9 protein-coding genes are annotated in these 24,928 nt (G+C 33.6%); all 9 read right to left on the minus strand.

Annotated elements, in window-relative coordinates:
- Positions 1-269 precede the first annotated feature (269 nt).
- The 9 genes from ACZIYX_RS04150 to ACZIYX_RS04190 all read right to left on the minus strand — a co-directional run bounded on the left by ACZIYX_RS04150 (position 270) and on the right by ACZIYX_RS04190 (position 23,999).
- Positions 270-1,100, minus strand: coding sequence for an SRPBCC family protein (locus ACZIYX_RS04150; RefSeq protein ID WP_462680936.1), 831 nt, complete (start codon positions 1,098-1,100; stop codon positions 270-272).
- A gap of 87 nt (positions 1,101-1,187) precedes the next feature.
- Positions 1,188-2,456: a GMC family oxidoreductase N-terminal domain-containing protein gene (locus ACZIYX_RS04155; RefSeq protein WP_462680937.1), complete on the minus strand. Its 1,269-nt coding sequence runs from the start codon at positions 2,454-2,456 to the stop codon at positions 1,188-1,190.
- A gap of 98 nt (positions 2,457-2,554) precedes the next feature.
- Positions 2,555-3,442, minus strand: coding sequence for an outer membrane lipoprotein-sorting protein (locus ACZIYX_RS04160; protein WP_462680938.1), 888 nt, complete (start codon positions 3,440-3,442; stop codon positions 2,555-2,557).
- Between the two features lie 74 nt (positions 3,443-3,516).
- The gene (locus ACZIYX_RS04165; protein WP_462680939.1) at positions 3,517-4,245 is read right to left on the minus strand and encodes a DUF4386 domain-containing protein; all 729 of its coding nucleotides are present in this window, start codon (positions 4,243-4,245) and stop codon (positions 3,517-3,519) included.
- Between the two features lie 146 nt (positions 4,246-4,391).
- Entirely contained in the window at positions 4,392-6,968 is a 2,577-nt protein-coding gene (locus ACZIYX_RS04170) for an efflux RND transporter permease subunit (RefSeq protein ID WP_462680940.1), read from the minus strand.
- Positions 6,969-7,057: 89 nt separating this feature from the next.
- Positions 7,058-10,855, minus strand: a complete 3,798-nt coding sequence (locus tag ACZIYX_RS04175) for a beta-ketoacyl synthase N-terminal-like domain-containing protein (protein WP_462680941.1) — start codon at positions 10,853-10,855, stop codon at positions 7,058-7,060.
- Complete coding sequence (locus ACZIYX_RS04180; protein WP_462680942.1) at positions 10,852-12,636, minus strand: aminotransferase class III-fold pyridoxal phosphate-dependent enzyme; 1,785 nt, start codon at positions 12,634-12,636, stop codon at positions 10,852-10,854. The genes ACZIYX_RS04175 and ACZIYX_RS04180 overlap by 4 nt, the downstream gene beginning before the upstream one ends.
- A gap of 9 nt (positions 12,637-12,645) precedes the next feature.
- A complete protein-coding gene (locus ACZIYX_RS04185) occupies positions 12,646-23,157 on the minus strand; it encodes an SDR family NAD(P)-dependent oxidoreductase (protein WP_462680943.1) in 10,512 nt (3,503 codons plus the stop codon).
- Positions 23,158-23,417: 260 nt separating this feature from the next.
- Positions 23,418-23,999 carry a UpxY family transcription antiterminator gene (locus ACZIYX_RS04190; RefSeq protein WP_462680944.1) on the minus strand — a complete coding sequence of 194 codons (582 nt, stop codon included), beginning with the start codon at positions 23,997-23,999 and terminating at the stop codon, positions 23,418-23,420.
- Positions 24,000-24,928 lie beyond the last annotated feature (929 nt).

A 24,928-nucleotide genomic window follows, 5' to 3' on the forward strand; every position in this document is an offset into this window, starting at 1 on the left:
CTAATTGAATATATTAATTGGGGAGTAGTAGGTATAGTTTTACCTTTTTAAGGAATTATGCTTAGGTGTTTCAGCTACCTCTTTATAATATAGAACCTGCTGATGCACCTAAGCTAAACACAAAGTTTTTAATCTGTGGATTTATGGCATACAAATAAGCATGACCAAACAATTATATATACTAATGTTTGCCCAGATACAATTTGTATAAAACAATTAATGTTACTTAAAAAAGATTAATTGATTTCCTGTTTTTTTTTGAAAAAACTCTATGCCATTGCCTCTACAGGCTCATCAACTTCCTGGACATAATCTACTTCGGCATTGCGGTATTTTTCTTTATCCAGTATTTTTGACATTTTTGAAAATGCAAAGGGTAGCATACTTGGAATAAGCCAGTTAGCCAATGCATAAGGAAAGTATCCTCCCGGATCAACGGCATCATATATAAATTCATATTCTACCTCACCATTTTGTAATGGTGTGTATCTCCATTTATTATGCATTTCTGTTACGCGGTGGTAGCGTTTATTAACGGGTAGTTTATCTGGAGCTGCTACAAAATTAAATTTCATTTCTTTAGTTACAGGATCCTGTGAGAATTCAGATTTTACCACAAATTCCCGATGTTTGAAAGGAGGAAAGAGTTTTTGTTTAAAAGTATAGTATACCAACTTTGGGTCTACCCCATCCAGCTTTGGATCCCATCCTTTTATATAATGCGAATCAAACATGCCTACGTCTTTAGCAGCATCAGGATTTCGCATAAGTGTTAAAATACTTTTTAATTTTGCATTAAGTCTTCCTATTATTTTGATCTTCAACCATGTTTCGCCAGGAACTTTTAGGGTATAAAGCTTCATTCCTTTCTTATCTGATTTCAATTTCCATTCCCCAGAACCTGATTTTTTCCAAATAGAATGTGTTGAGGTTAATATGAAGACAAGCAGTAACACTTCAATTAAGACTAATGTAATTACTCCTAATTGTCCTTCTATAAATCTATTCCATACAAAAGGTGCAGCAACGGCGACCGCAATACTTAATAGTATCAATGCTACCGAAAAAGCATTGGTCTTATTTTTTTCTGAATGTTTCATTTAGTTTCTAATTTTTAGTGTAGTTAATTAAAATCATTGCTGTACAACAATTTTGGTTATATCTAATTTGGTGAATTAATTGTTTTTTTAAACAGAGGTTAGTAAATGTCTGGACAAATATTTGGCTAAACACACAAGAGTAAGCGTTGGTGTGATCCTTTCGTTATCTGGTAATACAGAGCCATCACATACAAATAAGTTATCATATTCTGTCTGAAGGTTTGCATCTATATGTTCCTTAATTTTGATTGTTCCTAATGCGCCTCCTGATATAAGACCTGTTTTAAAGATTTTTTTGGCTCCGGCATTTTTTAATATTTTATCTGCCACATCCATCCCTCTTTTCAATTTTTGGTGATCATTCTCTGTTAATTCCTTATGATACTTACCTTTTTCGGTTAGTTCTCCCCCTACTGGTTCTTTTACTTTAACGGTAACTCCGATATGTTTTGGGTAGGATGCTATACGCAGAGGTTTACCTGAAAAAAGCATCCCAACATTAAATAGGAAACGATGAAAATTGGCATCCATCAATTCAATATCGTCCTCTAACTTTGCTCCCATACAACCACAAAAATTCTCTGCGGATGACAGACCCGGAACAGAGCCTATAAGACCAATACTTGGATTTATATAATACCCATGGTTTACTACATTTTTTATTCCGCTATTTCTTAAAATTATTGGTGACGCGAGAGAACCTGCTGCAAGAATTATTTTTTCTCCGTATGCTTTCAGCACATTCTTTTTTTTTCCTATAGTATATTCAATACCAATAGCTTTTTTATTTTCATGTATAACCTTTGAAACGACAGCTTGGTTAACCAGTGCTACTCCATTACTAAGTGCTTCTTCTACATAGGTTTTGGCTTTCCATTTTACTTCATAATAATTTTTATGGTTGAATTTGGATTGATCTATGAGCATCAGTTTCTTTTTCCAATCATATCCCAGTTGTCTGGCACTTTCCCCTAGTTTTTTTGCCTGAGCGCCAATTAATCCATCAGATATTTCGGCAATTGGTAATTCTTTACGCACTTGTTCCAGATCTTCGGTAAGATCGATTCCCAGATTCTTAAAAGTTTCTATAGGCGGAAGATCCGCTACAGCAAGGTACATTGCTGTAGTTCCTCCTGTTGTAAAAGCCCTTAAATCTTTTAGTTTATCTGTAACGCGTACTTCGTTAGAAATTTTGGCATACCCCAAAAGGGATTCTTTAAGTGGTGAGTTATCCCCTCTTTCCAGAATTAAGACTTTTTTATTTTGCTTGCTCAATTCTCTAGCAATTGTAGCACCGCAAGTTCCCGAACCTACAATAATTGCATCAAAATGCCCCTCTTTGTTTGAATATTTCATGGATACTATTCCTTATGTGGTTTTATGAGTTTATGATGAAGTGTTTAGAACAAAATACTAAAATGTCCTGGTTTGATATAGCATTTATGGTCTGTTATTTATTTTAAATTGTCGCGGAATTTGGTCAAACTACGTTCTCTAAAAGCAAAATCTTCCAGGGTTCTTGTAGTTAAAAACTCATCAGAAATTTCTTGATCGAATGCTACTGAAACCATATTCATAATGCTCAATGTACGTGTGGAAAGATTATTCATAGTTAGTTTTTTTGCTATCCATACATCATCTATTTTTTCAATGTCTGACATAGTCAATTGTTTATAGGGTTCTCCATGTACATATATGTTTTTCTTTAAACTGATATATCTTTCTTTATCTATCCAGGATATAGTTTTGCTGTATTTTGATTTTTTTGCTCTTTCTGCATTAGGAGTATATTCAATAACCCAAGCATCGCGTCCTTTATACTTTTCTTCACTCAAAATCCTGAAGGTGTATTCATTAATTTTCAAATCTTCCATATCCTCAAGAGAAAATTCTGAACCAAAAAAACTTCCGCTGTTATCATTACTGTCTGCACTTGATGCCAAGCGTTTCACTTTGCTTAATTCTGGTAAGTAAATCCAACTGTCATTATCCTTACCCGGCTCCCCATACTCATAGGTTAACATTCCTACTCCTTTTTCCTTTTTAGGTTCGATTATAATAGATACAGACCGGCTGTCTTGCTTATTATCCCCATAATTTTTTGCTACACTTTCCAGCAGCTTATTTCTAGATTCTTCTGTACATACTATCCTTTTATCTGATATGGTATATTTACAAGTGGATAGTTTTATTCTTTGAATTGATGTATTAAAGGATTCTTTAGTAACCTTTTTCACCTTTATCATAATATCTTTTGGTGACTGGGCTGAAATTGTATTAATCGATAATGACGGTATAAAAACAGCCATGGCAATCCATAAAAAAATCTGATTTTTTTTCATTATTTACGTAATTAGGTTAAAAGAGTTTTTAATACTAAAAAATATGTGACTTTTGACTTACTATAAACAAATGGTTAGTTTGTACTTACAACAGTTAGGTGTTTATATTTCCCTACTTTAAACAAAAGACAAAAAACAAAAGACATTTCCCCAATGAATGAAAATAATAGAAATAAGGAAGTAATCATTGTAAGCATTTCACTATCTGGTATAAGGAAGTTCTTGAAACTTTCTGATAAATGACCTAAGGAACCAGCCATCATTAATATTCCTGAAATTTTTGGAAAAAATCCAGACTTAAAGATCAAATACCCGAATACCATTAAATGAAGAGCAAAAAATATGCTCCATATATATTCTCCATACTTATGTGCATTTATAAAAAGCATAACCAGAGCATATAACTGATCTGTTTCGAAAACTGCCAGATAAGATGCTCCACTTAAAAGAATTAAAACAAAAAAGTAATTCAATAAGTTAATACTCATAACAAATGCCATAGCAAGACGATAAAGAACAGCTATCATCGAAAGCCTTCTGCTTACATGCCTAAGTAATTCATACAAAAGTACAGCCAGAACTATTTCACACAAAAAAACGATAACATCACAAAGCAAACTGAGGCGGAATAAAAAATTAAACGTTCTGATATTACCGATCGTAGTTACTACGTTTTCGTTTGCAAAAAGCTTAGAAGGAATATATAGAATGCTAAAAACAGAACAAACAATAATAAAAAGATATAATATTCCTATCGTTATGTTTATTCTTCGATTGGCTAACTGGTTAAAATTACTTTTCATTTTATTCTCCTTTTAAGCAAATGAGCTTTATCATCATGGTTTAAGTCCGTTATTAAAGGGATCATATATATTGACACTAATAGAACATTACTATATGCATAATGATTAGGCTTTCAATTTCTTTAAAATGAACTTTTGAGTTATTTTTATTCCATTACTGCCTGTTGGGATTTTAATTTGCTTCTCTTTTGAAATTTTGGTTTAAAAACAAGGATTAAAGCTGGTAATAAAAATAAATCACACATCAAAGCTGAAAAGATTGCAATAGAACCAAATTTTCCTACATTAGCGGTTCCCTCCATAGCCGAAAAGGATAATATCCCGAATCCCAGCCCCAAAATCAAACTTGTGAAAGTAGCTGCCTGACCGGCTTCTTTTATTGTATGGTATAAAGCACTTTTAATATTTCCATCTACTATGAGTTTATCTCTGTAATGGCTAATAAAATGCACGGTATCATCTACAGAAATACCTACTACTACAGGAAGTAGCAACAAAATATCCACATCTACAGATCGCCCTGTTAATCCTAATAAACCCAGAGTTAACAAGGATGGGATCAGGTTAGGGATGATAGCAATCAAGCCTCCTTGGATCGATCCAAAAACAAAAATCAGAACAATGGTTACTGCTATCAGTACCATAATAATATCTTGTAATCCATTATCTGCTATTACTTGTACAAATTTCATATTCATAGGAAGCGCTCCCGTTATGGATACTTTAGTGTCCGGGTATTGTTTTTTCAGGACTTCTACAGACTCTTCAATATCTTTTTGCATGTCCTTATATATGTTCATGTATTTATAAGAACCTACATTATATAGTTGCATTGAAATGTGAGATTTACTGTAATTATCTGAAACCTGTTTTCTTCGATCTTCTGGATTAGCCAAATTAAACAGGAAAAGAGTTTGAGATAAAGCATTTGCAGTTTCAGGTATACTATACATCTCCTCCCTGTCCTCATTTAATGTTTTATTTGCCTTTTTTACAACTTCTACCAAAGACGATGTCCTTACAACTACATCGCTATATTTATTTTCAAGTTTTCGTTGTAACTTATCTATGGTATTTAATACAAATGGATTTTCGAATGCATTTGCTTTAGACAGATCCAAATATATTTCCATATTAAGACTTCCCATCATTTTTTGATCTATAATATTTGCCGATTCTCTATAAGGGTTACCTTCAACAAATTGATTCGCAATATTAGTATCGACCTTAAGTATGGTTACACCATAAATATTTATTCCTAATACTAACAGGAATAAACAAATAATACCTGTTGGGCTTTTTTGTACAATCGATAATATATTTTCTAATCTTTTTTGTAAAAAAAGAGAAAAATTAGGGAGATACTTATCTGATGAGAATCTGAACTTCCTCTTCTGTTTTCCCTCACCCAAACCGGGTGCCCATACATCAAACATAAGGGGTAATAGAAAAATAGTTAAAATACATGCAAAAGCCACACCTGCAGCAGACATCATACCGAATACCTGAATACGCGGAATCGGAATAAGAAAACAAGCCAACATACCTATTATATTCGTAATCGCTGTTAGTACAATAGCCTTGTTTGTGGATTGAAATACTTTTTGTACGGAGACTTTGCGATCATAACCTTGATTTCGAAAAAATGTATACCCAGAAAATATATGAGAGGCATCACACACACCAACAGTTAGTATCAACATGATAGTTAGCATTAAAAAAACCGTAACCTCTACTCCTAACCAACCTGCTAAACCAACTGTCCAAACAGCACTTATAATAACAATTAAAAGCGACCAAAGTACTGCACTAAATGAGCGGACAAAAAGCCATAGAAGGATTGAAATTATAAGTAAAAGTCCCAAATAAATCGGACCCGCTTCTTTACTAACGATAGTTTCCTGCTCATAGGCTAATGGAGCATTCCCTACCGAATAATATTTTAAATGTTCTTTGTACTCTGGTTTGTCTAAAATTGCATTAAGTTCCTTCATTAAAGGAACAAGTTCACTTAAATCTGCGGGTTTAAATCGAACTCTTTCTTCTACTTTTTTTACCTCACTAAAATCTGCAACTTCCATCTCATCCATATTTAGTGGCTCATCAAATGCCCCTTCTGCAGTAGTTGCAGATGATTCTTCATCTATACGTTCTGTCCCAAAATCGGTTTCTATAAGCATTCCTCCATATTTCATATCTTTTGAAAAGAAAAGTAACGGAAAAGACTTTTGAGATTGGGCTAGCCTACGGATCTCCTCAATATCCTCATTTGTAGCAGGAATTTTATCTCCTACTAATTTTCTGGAAACTAATATATCTCCTTCTGCTGTTAAAACTGATGCATTAACTATCGTATTGACTTTAACAATATGCTTTAATGTAGTTGAATCCTCTTTATACTTTGCACTAATAATGTCTTCCTGAATTTTCTTTACAATTTCTAAAGACTTCGTAGAAAACACATCGCCATCTACTGGTTTATAGGCTATATATATCCCTTCATTACTTCCAAATTGAGCCTTAAACTCATCCATAGAAACTAAAACCGGATCATCTTCTGGAAACCACCCTTCGATAGTCATATCGAATTTGGTTTTTGGTATTCCAAAAAATGTAAATATTGTAATAGCTATAAAAGCTAACCAGATAATTAGTCTTCTCTTTCTAACCATTTCAGTAACATTTTCAAGAAACTGTGCTTTGGATTTAGAGTTCTTACTCATAACTAAATTTATTTCGGGTTTGAAAAAAGCGGTTACTCAATAGACTATAATGTCTATGAGGAATAAGTTAATGTATCTTATATTTATTTTTAATCTGCTAATGCTTTTGAAATGACTTTTTCCTCTTTAGAGGTTTTACTTTGTGTAGTTTTATTGAATACCGCATTTATTTTTTTAGCTATTTTTTTACTGTTGTCTTTATCAATAATAGAGAAATGGTTAGCTTCAATAGGATAGATCTGAACCGGATTACGCAACAAGCCGTTCCAACCATAGTCTTCAGATGCATTTTTATAGGTATCAATATAACCTTCAGTAGCTTTAAAGAGGACTACTTTAACCTCATCTGATAATTTTGAGGGTTTATATGCACGACAAAATTTATCATTAGCCATTGTTGTATGAATACTTGTAGTTAATTGATCTTTCGGGAAATTGAATCCTAAATCCTTGATATTGTCATATATATGATTAACAATTTCGCTTTCAGGAATTTGCTTTATTTTCTCTGTATCTAAATCTAAATTATGCCCAGACGAGTTTATAAAAATAGATTTAATCCCTTCCACAAGATCATCAATCATATCTCCTCCTGGTAATGTAGGAGATATGCAATCTATGAGTATTAATGACTCTACCTTTTCATTTTGATCTAGTAAAATTCTTGCCATTTCGTATGCAATTGTACCTCCGTTTGAGAACCCCAACAGACGATATGGACCTGTTTTCTGAATTTCTTTAATAGCATTAATGTTAGCTTTTGCAATAGATTCGACACTGTCCAGCAAAGTGCTTTTTCCTACAATTCCTAATGTCTCTAAACCATAAAATGGTTGTCTTACTCCCAAAGCTGAAATAAGGTGTTGCAAGGTTATCGCATTTCCGTCGGCACCCGGAACTGCAAAAACAGGGCTTTTCTTACCCTTTATTTGCATTGGCACCAATATTTTATTAATAAGTTCAGGGACTGTTTGTTCTTTCTCTTCTGACTTTACTTTTGTTTGAGTATTTATAGTATTCGCATACTCCTCATCATCCGTCATATCTATATTTTGGACTTTTTCTGGATAATTCTCTACTAAATATTGAGTGAGTGTTTTAATTTCAGAATAATTAAATAAAATAGCAGGAGATGTATTTATTTGTAACAGATCATTGGTTTGAGCAATCAAAGTAACCAAACCAATGGAGTTCATTCCTAAATCTAAAAAATTAATACCATCGGAAATTTTATCCATAGGTTTATTAAGTTGTAGTGCTATTTCTTGTTTAAGGAACATTTCCACCTTTTCATTAGCATTTAAGGAACTGCTTTCTTTACTCCCTTCATTAGACATAAAAAAGAACCACTTAGCCTGCGTTTCAGGGTTGGCTTTTTCTTCAGTTATTGCTTCTTTTTTAATGGTTTTTACTGGCTTTTTTACCTCAATAGTTTGCTTTTCTTCACCATCTATGGCTACCCAATATCTTTCTTTAGCAAAAGGATAAGATGGCAAGGATAGAGGACGCATATCTTTATTTTTCCAAACCACTTCCCAATCTATAGGCAGACCACTTATCCAAAGTTGAGCAAGTTCTTGCCATTTTGCTGCTTGTAAACTTTGTTCTACCATTGTATTTATCATATCTTTTGTTAAGATATTGATTATACGATTCTCCTTACCATGATTAATATTACCATAAAATATCCCCTTTTTTTCTAACGCTCCTTCTTTACCAGAATGTTTGATTATCGTTAGTTTTTCAAGTAATTCAACAGAAGAAGATGCAACAATAGCTAATCTTTCATCCATAGCATCACGACCAATCTGAAGGGTGTAAATCATGTTTTCAAAAGATATATTTTCTTCATTTTTAGATAAATAATCTATATAAGTACCTATATATTCATTTAAGCGTTGGTCATCTTTAGCAGAAAGAACAAATAACTGAGTTGTTGTTTTTTCAGGGTAAATTACAGATTCTTCATTAGGGTATTCCTCTAAAACAATATGAAGATTGACTCCGCTATCTGCAAAAGAATTAAGTCCTGCTCTTATTAAACTATGATTATCCTTTCGTAAGATATCAAAAGGTATTTCTTTTTTAGCTATATATAAAGGATGAGAAGGGTTATCAATATCCAGAAAAGTATTTATTTTTTCTGCTGATATGGTACCCGGAAACTTTTTATGATAAAGAGAAAGCGCCAGCTTAATAAAACTAGCTAACCCACTAACAGCTTCCAGGTTTCCTATATTACCTTTTACACTTCCTAATGCACAATCTTTTTTATTTGAATATTTTCCTTTAAACACATTTTTAACACCTTCATATTCAAATGAATCTCCCCATTTTGTAGCGTATCCATCAACTTCGATATAGTTTATTGACTCTGGGTTTATCGAAGCTTTTTGATAACATTTTGTAATGGCACTGGTTATCGCTTCATGTTTAACTTCTGATAAAAATCTGGCATTTCCTCTATTACTCTGGTGACTGGCTTTAATAACGCCATATATTCTATTATTATCTCTTTCTGCATCTTCTAACCTCTTTAAAACGACAGCTGCTACCCCTTCTCCTCTTGTAAAACCATTGGCATTATCATCAAACACCCCGCATGTTCCTGTAGGGGATAACATGCCATATTGAGATAAGGATATATAGTCATCGGCAAATAAATTTAAGGATACTCCTCCTACTACTGCTACGCTACTTTCATTATTAATCAATGAATAATATGCTCTGTTGATCGCTACCGCAGAACCTGCACAATTAACATTTACAGACTCACTGGGTCCATAAAAATCAAACAAAAATGAAAGTCTGTTTGCCAGATAGTAAGTAGGGCTTGAGGAAGTAAAAACAGGTCCGTATTTACCCACAGGAATTTTATCTATATTTTTTCTAAGGTAATTCTCATACTCTGAGTATTCATAAGCAATATATACTCCTGTATCTGATCCCGCTAATTTTTTTGGTGCTATACCAGCATCTTGAAATGCTTTATAAACTTCTTGCAGAAGTAATCTTTCCTGAGGATCCATTAGCAGAGCTTCTTCTGGGTCAAGGTTAAAAAAATGAGGATCAAAACGATCGATATCTTCAATCAACGCTCCCCATTTTGAAATGGTCTTACCAGGAGAAGTAGTTTGCTTATAGCAATCCTCCCAACTCCATCTTGACTTTGAAATCTCTTGAATACTATTTTTCTCATTTATCAGATTCTCCCAAAACGACTCTGCATTGGGTGCATCAGGAAAATTACAACTAAGACCTACAATAGCGACATCATAAGACTGGTCTGTTTTTTTAGCTGTGGCATCTGTAGCAGATATTACCTCTTCTTGTTTATTAGAACCATTCTGAATCGTATCGTAGTACTTTATTAAATCGTCGGTATATTGGGTCAATAAGGTATCTACAATATCATCAACTGATCTGAATGAGTGACCTAACAGGTCAATATTATACTTTTGATTAATATAATGTAACAATTCTTTATAGGATTCTTTTGCCATCCTTCTACCCTGCGATGCCCGACTTGAGATAATCTGCCTCACAGGATTAGGACTAACACTTTCTTTGGGTATATCAATTTTTACTACTTCCGAAAAATTATTTGTATCAGATATACTAGTGGTGTTCTTATTATTTTCTCTAATTTCTTCTTCTAATAAATCAGCTAGCTCTTTAATTGTATTTACATTTACAAATTTTGAGGGAGCCAGTGCAATACTTAGTTTCTCTGATATTTTATTAATTAACTCCATTGAAATAATAGAATCAATCCCAAAGTCCTCGAAATTAGTATTAGTATCCAGCTTACCCGCAGAAAATCGTAATGTTGTTTCGAAGATTGTTGTTATTTCTTCTAAAACATTTTGTGTTGTTGCTCCTATCATATCGTTACTCCTTTTTCTTGGAAATTTTTCAAATCAGAGATAATCAAATTTCTTAGTTTTTCCATTTGATCATTTTTTTTAGATTCTTGCTCTTGGTTATTTCTCATATCAGAGGAACTGGCAGACATTACTATCTTTACATCTTCCTTATTTTCTATTTTATTTTCTACTTCTTCAACGATATCGGACTCATAAAAGAATTTTTCTTCTAATAGTGTATCGATACTCTTCTTTACTGTTTTTATAATAGATTTAATATCATTATCAGAGTGTGCCATAGTTAAAAAACAGTTACCTGAGGGACTGGTCTCGACTCCATTCATTCTCATTAACACAAATAGTAACTCTTTTACCACACCATTTGGATCATCGAGGAATTTAAACCTGAATAACGAACTGAAATATTCAATAACTATTGGTACTTTTTTTAATGTGAAGAAAGAATTTAACTCTTTGCACATGATGCTAGTTTTTTCGTTTAATTCATTTAAAAAACATGAGTTAGGTGTACATATTTCGTCTCCTGAGGCTATGCATCTGTTCTTAATCTCGGTAAGTATTGCAAGTGTAGCTGCCAGTTTAACAGGGTTTCTTGTATGTGTACCAGCCATTAGTGCTTTTTTCACACTTGGCATAGAGTTATCATCGTAATTAAACACTCCTCCATCTACAAAATTCATGTATTTAGCAAGTCCAGCGATCATTCCTGATGGCATACCTCCCGCAGCAATTTTTCCATAAGTAGCAAGATCTCCTTTAATGTTCCAAAGTCCTTGTACTCCATTACAACAAACCCTGAATCCTGTAATCATCTCGTCCATAATCAACAGAATATCTTTTTCCAGTGTTAACTTACGCACCTCCTTCAAAAATTCTACAGGTTGATTAGCCGGATTTCTGGATTGCACAGGCTCTATTAAAACTCCAGCAATTTCATCTGCCCTGCTTTCAATAATATCCAGGTGATCCATATTGCCGTAATCCAGAACAATAATTTCATTAGCAAATTCCTGAAGCATTCCCAATCCCATAGCGATACTATTACCAAACTGATCTTTTGCAGCGAGTACTGCATCCGACAATCCATGAAAGGCTCCTTCAAAAATTACTATTTTATTTTTTTGGGTTGCTGCCCTGGCAATCCTTACAGCCCACATAACGGCTTCTGTACCCGATTGCGTAATAAGTACCCGCTCATGACCAGTAAGCTCGCTAAAAAGTTTAGTAACTTGGGCAAGCTCCTCGGTATATCCTACCAATGGATACCCTTTTTCTATACGTTTTATAACGGCTTCCTTAATAAATTTAGGTTGATGTCCAAATAAATTTACTCCATTATCACTGGCTATATCAATATATTTATTTCCATCAATATCATAAAGATATGCTCCATCACCTTTGTCATAGGTTAAATGAAACTGCAAACGTTTCAATGCTTTTTTTAACCCGCCTGTTTTTCGTTGATCAACCAGATGAGCTTGATCTTTTGATGCATTTTCCTTAGATTTTGGAGTGCTTTTTTCTAATTTTTCAGCCATTTTGTCTATGAAAGCTTTATGTTCTTCTCCCAATTGCATCTCCATTACTGCCTTAAAAGAATTACCTTTCTTTTCAGAGAAATTATTCTGATCTATAGTAACATCATTTGACAAATGCTTTTTTAGTTCAGAAATCATATATTTCTTTTCTTTTTCAGGTAATTCTTCAAAGAGTTTTAAAGCTTCTTTCTTCTCTATTTTCTTTGAAACAATTTTTTCAAGTATATCGTCAATTACTGCCATATCTTTGGTTTAGTATATATCTTTTAATAGTTCATCAAAACTGACCTCAGAGTTTTTTACTCCAGCATATTCTACTTTATCTGAATCCTGTTCGTACATAGTATTTAATAACATTCCAAAATCTTTATAGGAATCTTTAGTTATCTGATTAAAAGTATTGTCAAATGTTAAGGATTTCATCTTAATACATACCACCCCCATTTCATCAGTCAAATCAATATCTACTTTAACTGTTCCATCCCCAGGTTTACTGCCTTTTGAGTAGCGAACCCAAGCATGCATTTCTTTTTGACAAGAGGAAAATAATTGTATAGATCCTATTTCAAATGGTAGTAAAGGTTGGTCTGATTGTGGATCCAAATCGGTTAGCAAACCTAATGTCACCTGCAGAACACTTTCCATAATACTTGGGTGCAGGCTATAGCTTTTATAATTGTCTTCTACATCTTTCGGCAAACTTAACTGGGCTAACATTTGATTATCTCCTTTATAAAGTGTTTTTATACTATTAAAAGAAGTACCATAACTCATACCCATTTGCTTTACAGCATAATACAGGTTTTCTATATTGATTGGTTCTATTTCAAAGTGGGTTTTAAGTTGTGCTATATCAAGCTTAGCAGAAGTTGGGTTGTTCCTGTATATTGCCCGTCCGCGACAATGAATTATTTCCTCTTCTCCTTCTTTACTATAAATCTCATATTCAATTTCTTCAGGATTATTTTCAAAAAGAGCTATGTTGACTTGTTTCTTCTCTGAAACTATAAGTGGACTCCCCCATGTAGTATGTTGAAACTCCAGAAAATTTGATATACTACGATCTGGCATAGCTTTCTCTACAGCAACACGAGCCATTTCTAAATAAGCAGAGTGTGGCATACTATTTTGACCTTGTATTTTATGCTCTGCTATAAAAAATTCTTTTCCATTAAAGTTAGAGGTATAGCATTGTTGGCTCAATACTGAGGAATTATAATGTAATAACGGATGAATTTTTTCAAATTCTGCCTGAGATTTTCCTTTTTCACTATCGGCTAAATTAAACCAGTATCTTTCGCGTGCAAAAGGATAGGTAGGCAAGCTAATTCGTCTTGGAGTAATCTCCTTATAAAGTTGGTTCCAATCTACCTCAACACCATTTACCCAAGCTTCAATCAACTTGGAATAATTTTTATTGGTAAAACATTTTTCTACAAATGCTTCTGGAGAGTCGTTGTCTCCTTCTGAATCTATAAAATTTAAACTACTTTTTTGTGTAACTCTTCCATAAAACCCATCCTCTATTTCTATATTTTTTTCCGCACTGAGATAAACATAAAGTTTTTCTTTAAGTTGTTGTATAGAATTTACAACCAATCCCAAACGCTCAGCCATCTCGTCTCTACCTACCTGAAGAGTAAAAGCAAGATCTGTTAGGTTATCCTCATGTTTTTCTACATGATCAAATAATAATTTGGCATATACTTTAAGTCTGTCTTCAGTTTTTGCTGAAAGTACAATTATATAGGGGTCTTCTGATTTAGGGGTGGATTGATTTTCTTTTGGAATATATTCTTCTAAAACAATATGTGAATTTGCCCCTCCAAAACCAAAAGAGCTTACCCCTGCCCTTCTGGGCAGAGAATTACCTTGATCATCCTTTACAGCTTCCCAATCTTTTGTTTTGTCTACAATATAAAGCGAGCTTCCTTTAAGGTTGATATACGGGTTGAGTTCTTCAAAATGAAGTGTTCCTGGTATTTTCTTATGTTTCAGGGATAATAATACTTTGAGCACCCCCGCAATCCCGGCTGCTGTCTCTAAGTGACCTATATTAGTTTTTACTGAAGATAAACCACAATGAGGAATTTCTGAAGGAACTTTATTGTGTCTTTTATATAATTCGGAAAAAGTTTTATTCAGCGCTTGAATCTCAATAGGATCTCCTAAACTTGTTCCTGTACCATGACACTCAATATATCCTACTGTTGATGGATCTATCTTCGCTTTTTCATAAGCTTCAACCAATAAATCTGTTTGTGCAACAGGATTAGGAGCTGTAAGCATGGTAACTTTTCCTCCATGGTTTTCTGTAGTCGCCTTAATAACAGCATAAATATGATCTCTGTCTGCTTCTGCTATATCTAAGGGTTTAAGAAATATCGCTCCTGAGCCTTCTCCTCTTACATATCCATTTGCACTCTTATCAAAGGTTTTACATTTACCATCACCGCTTAACATACCTGCCATACCAAATGAAATGTAAGCAGCAGGTGTTAACATTAATTGTACCCCACCCACTATAGCCATATCGCTACTTCCTGTATGTATTGATTCTATTGCCCGATGAATTGCAATCAAAGAACTGGAACAAGCAGTATCGAGCGGAGCACTAGGACCGCGCAAGTTAAGTAGAAAAGAAACTCTGTTAACTAATACAGAATGAGAGTTTCCTGAAGCTGTATATCCATCAAGTGGAATTTGATTATCTACCAATGAATCTGCATAATCTCTGGTTGCAACCCCAACAAACAATCCTGTTTTTGTTCCTGAAAGATCTGATACTTTATGCCCCGAATCTTCGATGGCTTTCCAGACAGTCTCTAAAAAGATCCTTTGCTGCGGATCCATCATTTCTGCTTCTCTTGGAGAAATACCAAAGAACAATGGATCAAATTTATCTACTTCTGTCATAAAACCTCCCCATTTGGAGTTGGTCTTATTTTTCTCTTTAAAAGGGTCCCCGTCATAGTCCTCCCAATTCCATCGATCCTTAGGTATTACGGTTATCAGATTTCTTTCGTTCTCTAAGTTCTCCCAGAATTCTTCCAGATCTTTTGACTCTGGCATAACCCCGCTCATACCAACTATAGCGATTGGTTGATCAATAAATCTGTTTTCAGCAGATAACTCTTTTCCTAAAGATAGAGTTTTTGATTGCTGATTCTGGGTATTGGCATTCCATCCTTTATTAATACCAAATTCAACTTTGTTATCATTCCCAAATGGTGAAGACTCCACTGCTACTGCAGTAGATGCAACAGAAGTTCCTGATATATTATGAATCCCTGATACTTCATTTTTATGTTCTCTGGAAAGAAAAGTTGCTATTTCCTTAATCGAAGGATATTCAAAAAAGAGTACTGGTGTTACATCTAATGTATAATATTCATTAATCCTATTCGCATAAGTGGTTAAGCCTATAGAATCAAATCCCAGATCTAATAATATTTTATCGTATGAAATATCGTCTGGATCCAATTTTAAAAGCTCCATAACGATATCAGACAACACATCTCGAACCATAGTAAACAGCTCCTTGTCTGATTGTTGATAAATCTGTGACTCAGAATCCGAAGCTATTGAATCGACAATGGATACTGGTTCAGGAGTTTCTTTCTCCTTAATACCCCAGGTTTTTTCTATTTTATCTTGTACTCCTTCTAATACTATAAACTGCGCTTTTTTGGTATGAAGACCTTTCTCAAATGCTTCTAAACCAGTTTCAGTACTCAAAGGCTTTATTCCTAAATTCTTTTTGAAAAATATTTCTGTTTGCTCATCTAGTTTCATTCCGCCTTCTGCCCATAAAGACCAATTCAAGCTTAATGTTACTCCAGAACGTTTTCCTTTCTGTTTTAAGAATTCGCGATTGCCTGCAAAAGAATCCATAAAATGGTTTGCAAATGAATAATCACACTGACCTGCATTTCCACCAACAGCTGCTAAGGATGAAAACATGACAAAAAAGTCAAGATTTTCATTTTTAGTGGCTTCATCTAAATATTGAGTTCCGTATACCTTAGGAGCAAAAACTGCTTGCATTTCTTCGCGTGTTTTGTTCCTCACGTACGAGTCTCTTAAAACCCCTGCACTATGAATAATACCATTAATCTCTCCAAATTTTGTTTTAGTCTTTTTAATCAGACTCTTAACTTCTGTATATTTAGAAACGTCTGCTGAGATGTAAACTACCTCAGCACCTTTTTCTTTTAATTGATCTAACTTAATTTGACGTTCCTCAGAGAGTTTAGAACGACCTGTAAGTACTAACCTTGCTTTGCATTGATTAGCTAAGTATTCTGCAAAAATAAGTCCTAATCCTCCTGCTCCTCCTGTAATGATATAAACTCCTTTTTCCTTTAATCCCAAGCCTTGATTAGCGGTATCATCCTCTTTTAAAGAAAATTCTTTTACTTTCCTAACATAACGTTCTTGCTCCTCATAACGAATGGTTGTTGCTCCTTTAATACCAGAATCAAACTCCGCCAAAACTGTATCTAAAATCTTATCATAAGAACTTTTTGACTGCTGAACCTCTAGTACCTTACAATGTAATTTAGGATGTTCTAACAGAAGAGTTTTTATAAAACCATTAATAGCATCATTATGTGGTTGCTTAGTATCTTTTAATCCTAAATACAAATACAGAAGCTGAATATTGTCCTGCTTTTGTTCTATTAAAGATTGACAAAGGGTAAGGAAAGAATAAACTCCTTTGTCTAACGATTTATTTAAAAAACCTTCTTTATATTCACTTCCGTCTTGTAAAGCAAGATCAATTGGCCATGCAAAGCATATTTTTTTTATGGCTTCTTTATCCAGAGTTTCAAAAAGCTTTTTAAAATCCTCCTGGCTTTTTGGGTTTATCTTATAGGTCTGACTTCCACATTCTTCATAAGTATCTCCTGGTTGTACCAGTATAATTGTGCCAGATTCTTTAAAACGATCTTTATAAGCATTACAAAGTTTTTCATCAGAACCAAAAAGTAAAATAGAACCCAGATTATCTTGCTGTATTTCTTTTTGTTCTAAAGAAGATTTCTGCCATTCGTGAGAATAATAAAGTTTTGAATATTCTTCTTCCGCTTTATCTGGTTTTTCATGAACACTAACAAGAGGAACTCCTATAGATTCTTTAATCTTTATTAAGATCATTCCGTTCTCATCTACGATAAAGACATTTACCTTAGATACTTTAGAATTTGGCTCGTTTACTTTTTTTACATAGCTAAAACATTTTGGTTTTAGTGGTTGCAAAATTTCGACTTCTCCAATAGAGTACGGCACAAACATTTCACCAGTTTGTGCTCCCAACTGTGCTGCCATACCTGCTTGAAAAGAACCATCAATAAGAGAAGGGTGGAGTAAATAATCCTTAAAATCGCTATTTCGCGCTTCTGGAATAAGTAGTTCTCCTAATATTTCCTCCTCATTTTTGTAAATATCCTGAAGCACCTGAAAACTTGGTCCCAAATCTAACCCTAGTGACCTAAATAAGGGATACGCTTCTTTTCCATCCGTAACTTTTGAACATCTTGACCGAATTTCTTCAAAATTAATGTATTCAGGCTCTAGAGATATTTCCTGGTCGGTTGCATACAAAAGTTTTCCTTGTGAATACACTTGCTTTGTATCATTTGCTTCTTCACTAAAAACCTCAAACTGCACGGATTCCCCAACAGGTTTTAATTCAATAAATACTTCTTTAGGAACTGAATTCACTACCGTTAGCGGACTCAACCAAAGGATATTTTTAATTTTTTGTACTTTTCTTCCCGCTGCAAGTTCCCCGGCTTTACGTGCAAAATCTAAATAGGCAACACCTGGTAATGTTGGAATTTCGGATACTAAATGGTCATAAATAAAGAAATCTTTATCATGAAAAGTTTTCTTAAAAACCTGCCGTTCGAATGTGGATTCGTTGGAATCAATCAACGGGTGAAGCACCGAAGTGGTTTGCAAAGAAACATTAATAGAGTCTGAGTCTTCAGAAATCCAATGACGCTTATCTGCAAAAGGATAAGTAGGTAAAGAAACTTTTACTCCTGTTTCTAAGCTTTGTATACCTTGCCAATCTGCAAGAAGACCATCGGTCCATAATTGAGCCAACTTATGTAAATCACCACTTTTAGAGAGTATTTTAATAAACTCTTCCTTCTGCCTGCGGTTTAATAAACGAGTAATTCCTTCACTATTTTTTACCTCACCAATAAGCAAGGCATCATCTTTTTTACCTTCAATAAATAAGGTTACTTTTTGAAGTAATTCTTCTTTTGTTTTTGCAAAAATTACCAAGCGATGATCAAAAGATTTTCTTCCTACCCGAAGGGTGTGTGCAATATCTTTTATGTGAAGTGATGTTTTTTCGGATATATCTTTTTGAAGAAATGCTTGCAAACGAATTGCAATTTCCCGGAGTTGATCTTCTTTTCTGGCCGAAAGAGGAAAGATTTGGTCTTTAAATATCGAAGGAGATTCTTTTTGTTGTAATACGGGAGCTCTGTATTCTTCGACAATAACATGCGCGTTAGCCCCACCTGCTCCAAAGGAACTAATTCCTGCACGTAGTGGGTACTGAATACCGTCAATTACCTTAGGTTTCCATTCTTCAACAGCTTGCTCTACATAGAAAGGTGAGTTTTTAAAATCGATAAAATGATTTAACTCTGAAGAATGTAAGGATGGAACAAGTGTTTTGTGTTTCATTTGCAAAAGCACCTTATGGAGTCCTACTATCCCTGCGGCGGCTTCGAGATGGCCTATATTGGTTTTTACTGAACCAATAGAACACTTTTGTTTATCCACATTATATTCTTGAAAAGCAGTAGTCAATCCAGAAATTTCAATAGGATCTCCCAGTTCGGTTCCTGTTCCATGTGCTTCTATATAACCAATACTTCGAGCATCTACTTTAGCCTTTTCAAGAGCTTTAGCGACTACTTGTGCCTGTGATTTTGGGCTAGGCACCATAAATCCACTGGTTTTCCCTCCGTGATTGATTGCAATACCTTTTATAACTCCATAAATATTGTCTCCATCCTGTATTGCTTTATCGAGTGGCTTAATAAAAACGGCACCTACACCTTCGCCAGCTACGTATCCATTAGCACCTTTTCCAAAAGTGCGGCATACCCCATCTGCAGAGAGTGCTCCACCACTTTTATTAATGTCTATTTTGCTTTGATGTACATCAAGGTTCACGCCTCCTACAATTGCACCAGAGCATTCTCCTTTATAAATTGCCTCGCAAGCCAGATATAATGCACTTAAGCTTGAAGAACAGGCTGTATCTATAGGTAAACTCGGTCCCGATAGGTTAAAGGCATACGATACCCTGTTGGCAATACCCCATAAGTGAGAACTTGGGCTTACATAATTACCTTTAAGTTTTTCTTCTGTACCAAGTAATTGATAAAGTGTCCACACGGCTCCTACATACACCCCTATATTTCGGGGTTCATCATCTTCTGCCAATGTTTCCGGATAATATCCAGCATCCTCAATAGCTTCCCAGGCTACTTCAAGAAAAAGCCTTTCCTGAGGATCCAGATATTCTGCCTCTCTTGGAGAGATATTAAAAAATAAGGAATCAAATTTATCTATATCATCTATGAAGCCTCCTCGATATCTCTCTGAAAATTTATTATGAAGGCGCTGCTCAAAACGGTTATCTGGTATATCTTCAATACAATCCTTTCCTTGCATAAGGTTATCCCAAAATTCACTCATGTTTTTCGCCTTGGGATATCGTCCGGCAATTCCCACTATAGCAATATCTCCTGTTTCGTGGTGCTTATCGTTTTGTGCTTTCTGGCTTATTACGGTTTCTTTGGATTTATTATCCAGATCAACCAAATCGGATTTTTCAATATTCTTTGGCTCTGTAGAAGAATCCAAATCAAATGATTTAGAAACTACTTGTCCTGAAGTATTGTGATACTTTTTAAGCTTGAAATTAGAATGGATATTTCCAAACGCTTCAGATAAATTACTATCCAGCAAAATTTCAGGTATGTTTATTTTTTTCTTAAAGGCTTCGATTAATCTATCTGTTATTTCCTTTACTTGTTTTTGCTTTATACCAACAGGAATAGCAAGACGCACCAGATTATTGATTGCTGTTCCTTTTTGCATTCCTACATTATGGGCTCCTGCACGAATCCCTGTGTTTATATATAACCAAGAAATAAATGAAGGAACTGGATATTCAAAAGACTTAAATTCAATAATTTGCTTCACATCGATTAATACACAGTGCCCTACTGCTGGATGCACAACTGGGATACCATGCTGCTTTAATGCACTCCAAATTGTATGCACAGACTGTACTCTATTTCGTACTGATGTTTCTATCTTATTTTTATTCTGAAAAGAAAGTGCTATGATTTTTTTATCCATAACATCCAGCCCAATTCCTTCTTCTAAAATTAGATCTTGAATTTTATTAAAAAGTTCCTCATCATTGGTTGCTATTAGCCCTCCTTTGTTTACGCCAAAATCTTTAGCCAAACTTGCGATCATTGCATCTGCATAAGAAACTATTTCCTTTATTACATCCCAAACATTTTTCTTGGCAAATTCTTTATCATGTTCGATTATAAATAATGCATTTTCTACAATTCTGGTAGTATCTAATACAAGAGGAATATTATGTTCTGAAAGCAACTTTTTTATATCTTTAAGATGTTGCATAGATACAGGAGCTCCGCCTGCTGCATTATTGCTCACCTCGATCAAAACAAAAGTTATCGACTTTGGATCTTCATTTACTCTATTTGCAAAGGCTTCCCAGTTTAGATTTCCTTTATATAGTTCTTCTGAATCTAATTTGAATACTTTAGGATTGGGCAACTCTTTTGGAATAAAACTATTTTCAATCTGATGAAAAATTGTAGTAGGAAAAAGGAGATTCTGCAGTACTATTCCTTTTTTAGACCATGATTTACAAAAAGCATGTTCTGTAGTACGACCTGCATTTGTTAATGCAAAATAAGAAAAAGGGAAAACACTTCTTAAACTTTCATCTACATTTATCGGTTGCTGGAGCTGTGTGTACAGAAAGTTTAATTGATTTTGAATAGCTGGTAAATCCAACTGTGCCCAAGAATCTGTTTTAAGATCAAATGCAATCTCGTTATTTGGAATATTTAAAGGATTATATCCAAAATCAGATAATACAATGGAGCGTTCCTCTCCCTCTATTACTATTGTGTGTTTTGTACCATTCAGATTCTCTTGAATGTTATTAAATACTTCTTTTACTTTTGGCTCTTCCTGTATTTCAGTTTTAACTTCTGTTACTGCTACTTGCTTGCCTGATTTATTAAAAGTATGATTTTCTTCATCTGATGTTTGCATTTTTACAGGATCAGCAATCATCATAATAATATCTGTCACGTTATCTGAGTTACTTCCTACTGGTCTCGAAAGAAATACGGTATTATGCTCAGGCTTAAATTTATTTTTAAACTGTAAATTTCCTTCATCATTAAAAATATTTTTCTCTCGCAAATAGTCCAGCGTTTTTTCCAGTTCCGGATCTGAATTTGAGGAAGATGCGAGCTTGCATCCATAAGTTCCTCCTAAACTTAGAATGGAATATCCCTCAGCCACCAAAATATCAATAATTTTTACAATTCCATATTCTAATCCTCCCAAGGGCATCTCCTGTGAGTAGAATTCTAAATCCATTAAATATCCATTCTCTTCTGAGGACAATTTCGAGATAAGGATTACATTCTGCAATACATCATCCAAATATGTTAAAAAAAGTCGGTGTTCCAAACTTAAATTACCTTTCAGAATTTCCTCTTTAACCATATAGATAAGTGGATTGACCATTGTTCTCGGCTCGCACCATTTATCAATAATAGAAGCTATATTTTTATCTGTTTCTTTATTAGAACCATTATGATATTCTTCTGTCCTGCATTTTCCTGTTCTTTCAAACTTTGAAACCAAATATCGTAAACGGCGCATTTTGCTTCCCTGAAGTGTGAAATTTTTTATGTTTATCCTTGATAAAATACCAAAAGGAGTCGCAGAAAAAGGAACTCCTGCAATAGTGTCAAATTCTTCTGAGGTAAATAGATTTAGCTCAAAATTGTTATTTACACAATAGTGATATATTTCCTCTAAAATAAATGGCAGATAATCTTTGGAACCGGTGTAACTATACACCAATATGATATTTTTACTACGGCTATAATTAAAATACCCTTGTTTTTTACTCCCTATAAAAAGATTTGGAGCTATGTTTCTGGTACCTCTTGAAGAAGATCCTTCATTTTTATATTGATCAAAGAGTTTTTTTACAAAAACCTGTAATTCGGGATCTTTATTTGCCTCTTGTTCTAATATAAGAACAGGTGTTTCCTGTAAAGTTCCGTTTTTCTGATTGTTACTTATTTTTAAGGTTTCTTCAATCTTTTTTACAGGTTCCTCTTTGGTTGAGTTAACCGTTGTAAAGATTACTTTTTCCTTTTTTATAAATTTATCAACAAGTACCTGTTCGTACTTATTTACAAAATAATTACTTAAATCACCAATATTAAAATTTTCAAAAAGCAGGGTCTTTGGTAAAGTCCCAAATTCTTCTTCTAATTGTTTTATGATTTGTAAGACACGAAATGAATCAATCCCGAGTTCCTGAAACGGAGTTGATATATTATTATCTCCGATTGATATTTGAGCAACCTCAGATATCAGATTCTGAAGATAACGCTCTGTTGATTCTAATAATATTTCTTTATCTGTCATTTTCTCAGTCACGACCATAGTATAGATAACCTAATAAGTAGTTAATAGTTAATTGTGTGTTTTTTTGGTTCTCTTGCTACAACCTGTTCAAAATTATTACTCCAAATATTTATTCATATTAGCCACATCTTCTTTCATAAAAAAAGGTCTACACCCAATTTCTATGAAAAAACTACATAAATAGCAGGTTCTGTATTACATTGAATATTAAATTCGGTAGTATTGGAAATATGGAAAGGAAGTTTTTTACTGACTTTTTCCTAAGTCAGATCCATATCTATTTTTTGTAAAATGGTAGTACAAACATCTATAAATATTGTATGATGGATTTCTTTAAGTTGAATTCCAAATCTGGTTTTTCCTTTTTGTTTTACCAAAATACCTTCATGTCCAGTCAATGGCCCATGAATAATTCTTACTTGCTCTCCTTCATAATAATTGGTTTCAACAGAAACTTCATGTTCAAGCGAGAGCATTTTTTTTATAGAATTAATATCATTTGGTGAAATAACCGAAGGTTTTTCTCCACACTTAATACATGTTGCTATTTTAGGAAATCTTGTAATCTCGTAAATCTCATTTATGAGGGTATTTACAAATATATATCCAGGAAAGAGAGGAGCTTCAATTATCTTTTTTTGTCTGTTTTTCCACACCTTCATTGTTCTGGTTAAAGGAAGAAACACATCATACTCTCTTGCTAAAAGGTCATTATACACTACTTTTTCGGCACGTGGAGATGTATAAAATATGTACCAGTTTTTTTCATTTCTTTTTCTTTTTCTCTCCAATACTACTTCTGGGTATGAGAGTTGGATTTGATTGGATATAGGTTTACTCATTATTTTGGATAAATCAATTTATTGTTGACAAGTATCCTGAATTAAGGATCTGTCGCAAAAAACTTGAACTTCGTTAAACCTTACATAAATTAAGGCTGTGAGGATAGATATATTGATTAATAATTGGGCATAGCTAAAGCTGGTCAATTAGTATTTTTTCTAATTAACGGATTCTAATAAATTCTCACAAAAAAGGGGGTAATGTAAAAAAAGAGGTATTATTGAGGTTTTAAGAGTCAAATATACCGCAGGTTGGTCAGTTAGCAAAATTTGCTCTGACCTGGTTTTTTTCATTTATGAGGTAAGATTACATCTTTAATTCCAAGAGAGTGAAAAATCAATTAAAAAAATCACTCTTTTTGCCTCATAAAAGAACATTTATACCTCCAAAAATAAAATAATTAACCATACAAATCTTAAATTTTATCTTAATTTTATCTTAATTTTATATCAGGGGTTGTATATAGAAGATGTTATGACAACGCCTTGTTTTTTCCAATGAAATAGTTTTTATTTGAAATAAATTCGAACAAAAAAAACATATCTAATTGTTTTTGAAGGAAATAAAAAACAATCTGCAAATTTTTATCACCAATTTAGACAATCTTACTACCCTTGTTATACAAAAAATAAAAAGAAATATTAGATTGTAACTTTATTTTAACATTAAGTTTATTAAAAAGCAGAATGTTTTATAATTAAAAAGAGTACAAAAAAAAGCAACCTTAGCTGGCGATATATTAGTGAAGAAAAATAAATACATTAAACGACAGTCCTAATTAAAACAAAAAACTTGTGTATAGAAAAATTTGCGACAGAAAACCTGTTAGATCCTGAAACTATGTCAACCCCAAAAGTTGCACTATATTTTTAAGTGTTATAAACCTCTAATTATTTAATAATTATAAATTCACTTCTTCGGTTTTGCT

Source organism: Aquimarina sp., assembly GCF_977115655.1.

Bases quoted from the DNA above. Each gene is read 5' to 3' on its own strand.
- ACZIYX_RS04150 (WP_462680936.1), bottom strand. From the start codon at position 1,100: ATGAAACATTCAGAAAAAAATAAGACCAATGCTTTTTCGGTAGCATTG.
- ACZIYX_RS04155 (WP_462680937.1), bottom strand. From the start codon at position 2,456: ATGAAATATTCAAACAAAGAGGGGCATTTTGATGCAATTATTGTAGGT.
- ACZIYX_RS04160 (WP_462680938.1), bottom strand. From the start codon at position 3,442: ATGAAAAAAAATCAGATTTTTTTATGGATTGCCATGGCTGTTTTTATA.
- ACZIYX_RS04165 (WP_462680939.1), bottom strand. From the start codon at position 4,245: ATGAAAAGTAATTTTAACCAGTTAGCCAATCGAAGAATAAACATAACG.
- ACZIYX_RS04170 (WP_462680940.1), bottom strand. From the start codon at position 6,968: ATGAGTAAGAACTCTAAATCCAAAGCACAGTTTCTTGAAAATGTTACT.
- ACZIYX_RS04175 (WP_462680941.1), bottom strand. From the start codon at position 10,855: ATGATAGGAGCAACAACACAAAATGTTTTAGAAGAAATAACAACAATC.
- ACZIYX_RS04180 (WP_462680942.1), bottom strand. From the start codon at position 12,636: ATGGCAGTAATTGACGATATACTTGAAAAAATTGTTTCAAAGAAAATA.
- ACZIYX_RS04185 (WP_462680943.1), bottom strand. From the start codon at position 23,157: ATGACAGATAAAGAAATATTATTAGAATCAACAGAGCGTTATCTTCAG.
- ACZIYX_RS04190 (WP_462680944.1), bottom strand. From the start codon at position 23,999: ATGAGTAAACCTATATCCAATCAAATCCAACTCTCATACCCAGAAGTA.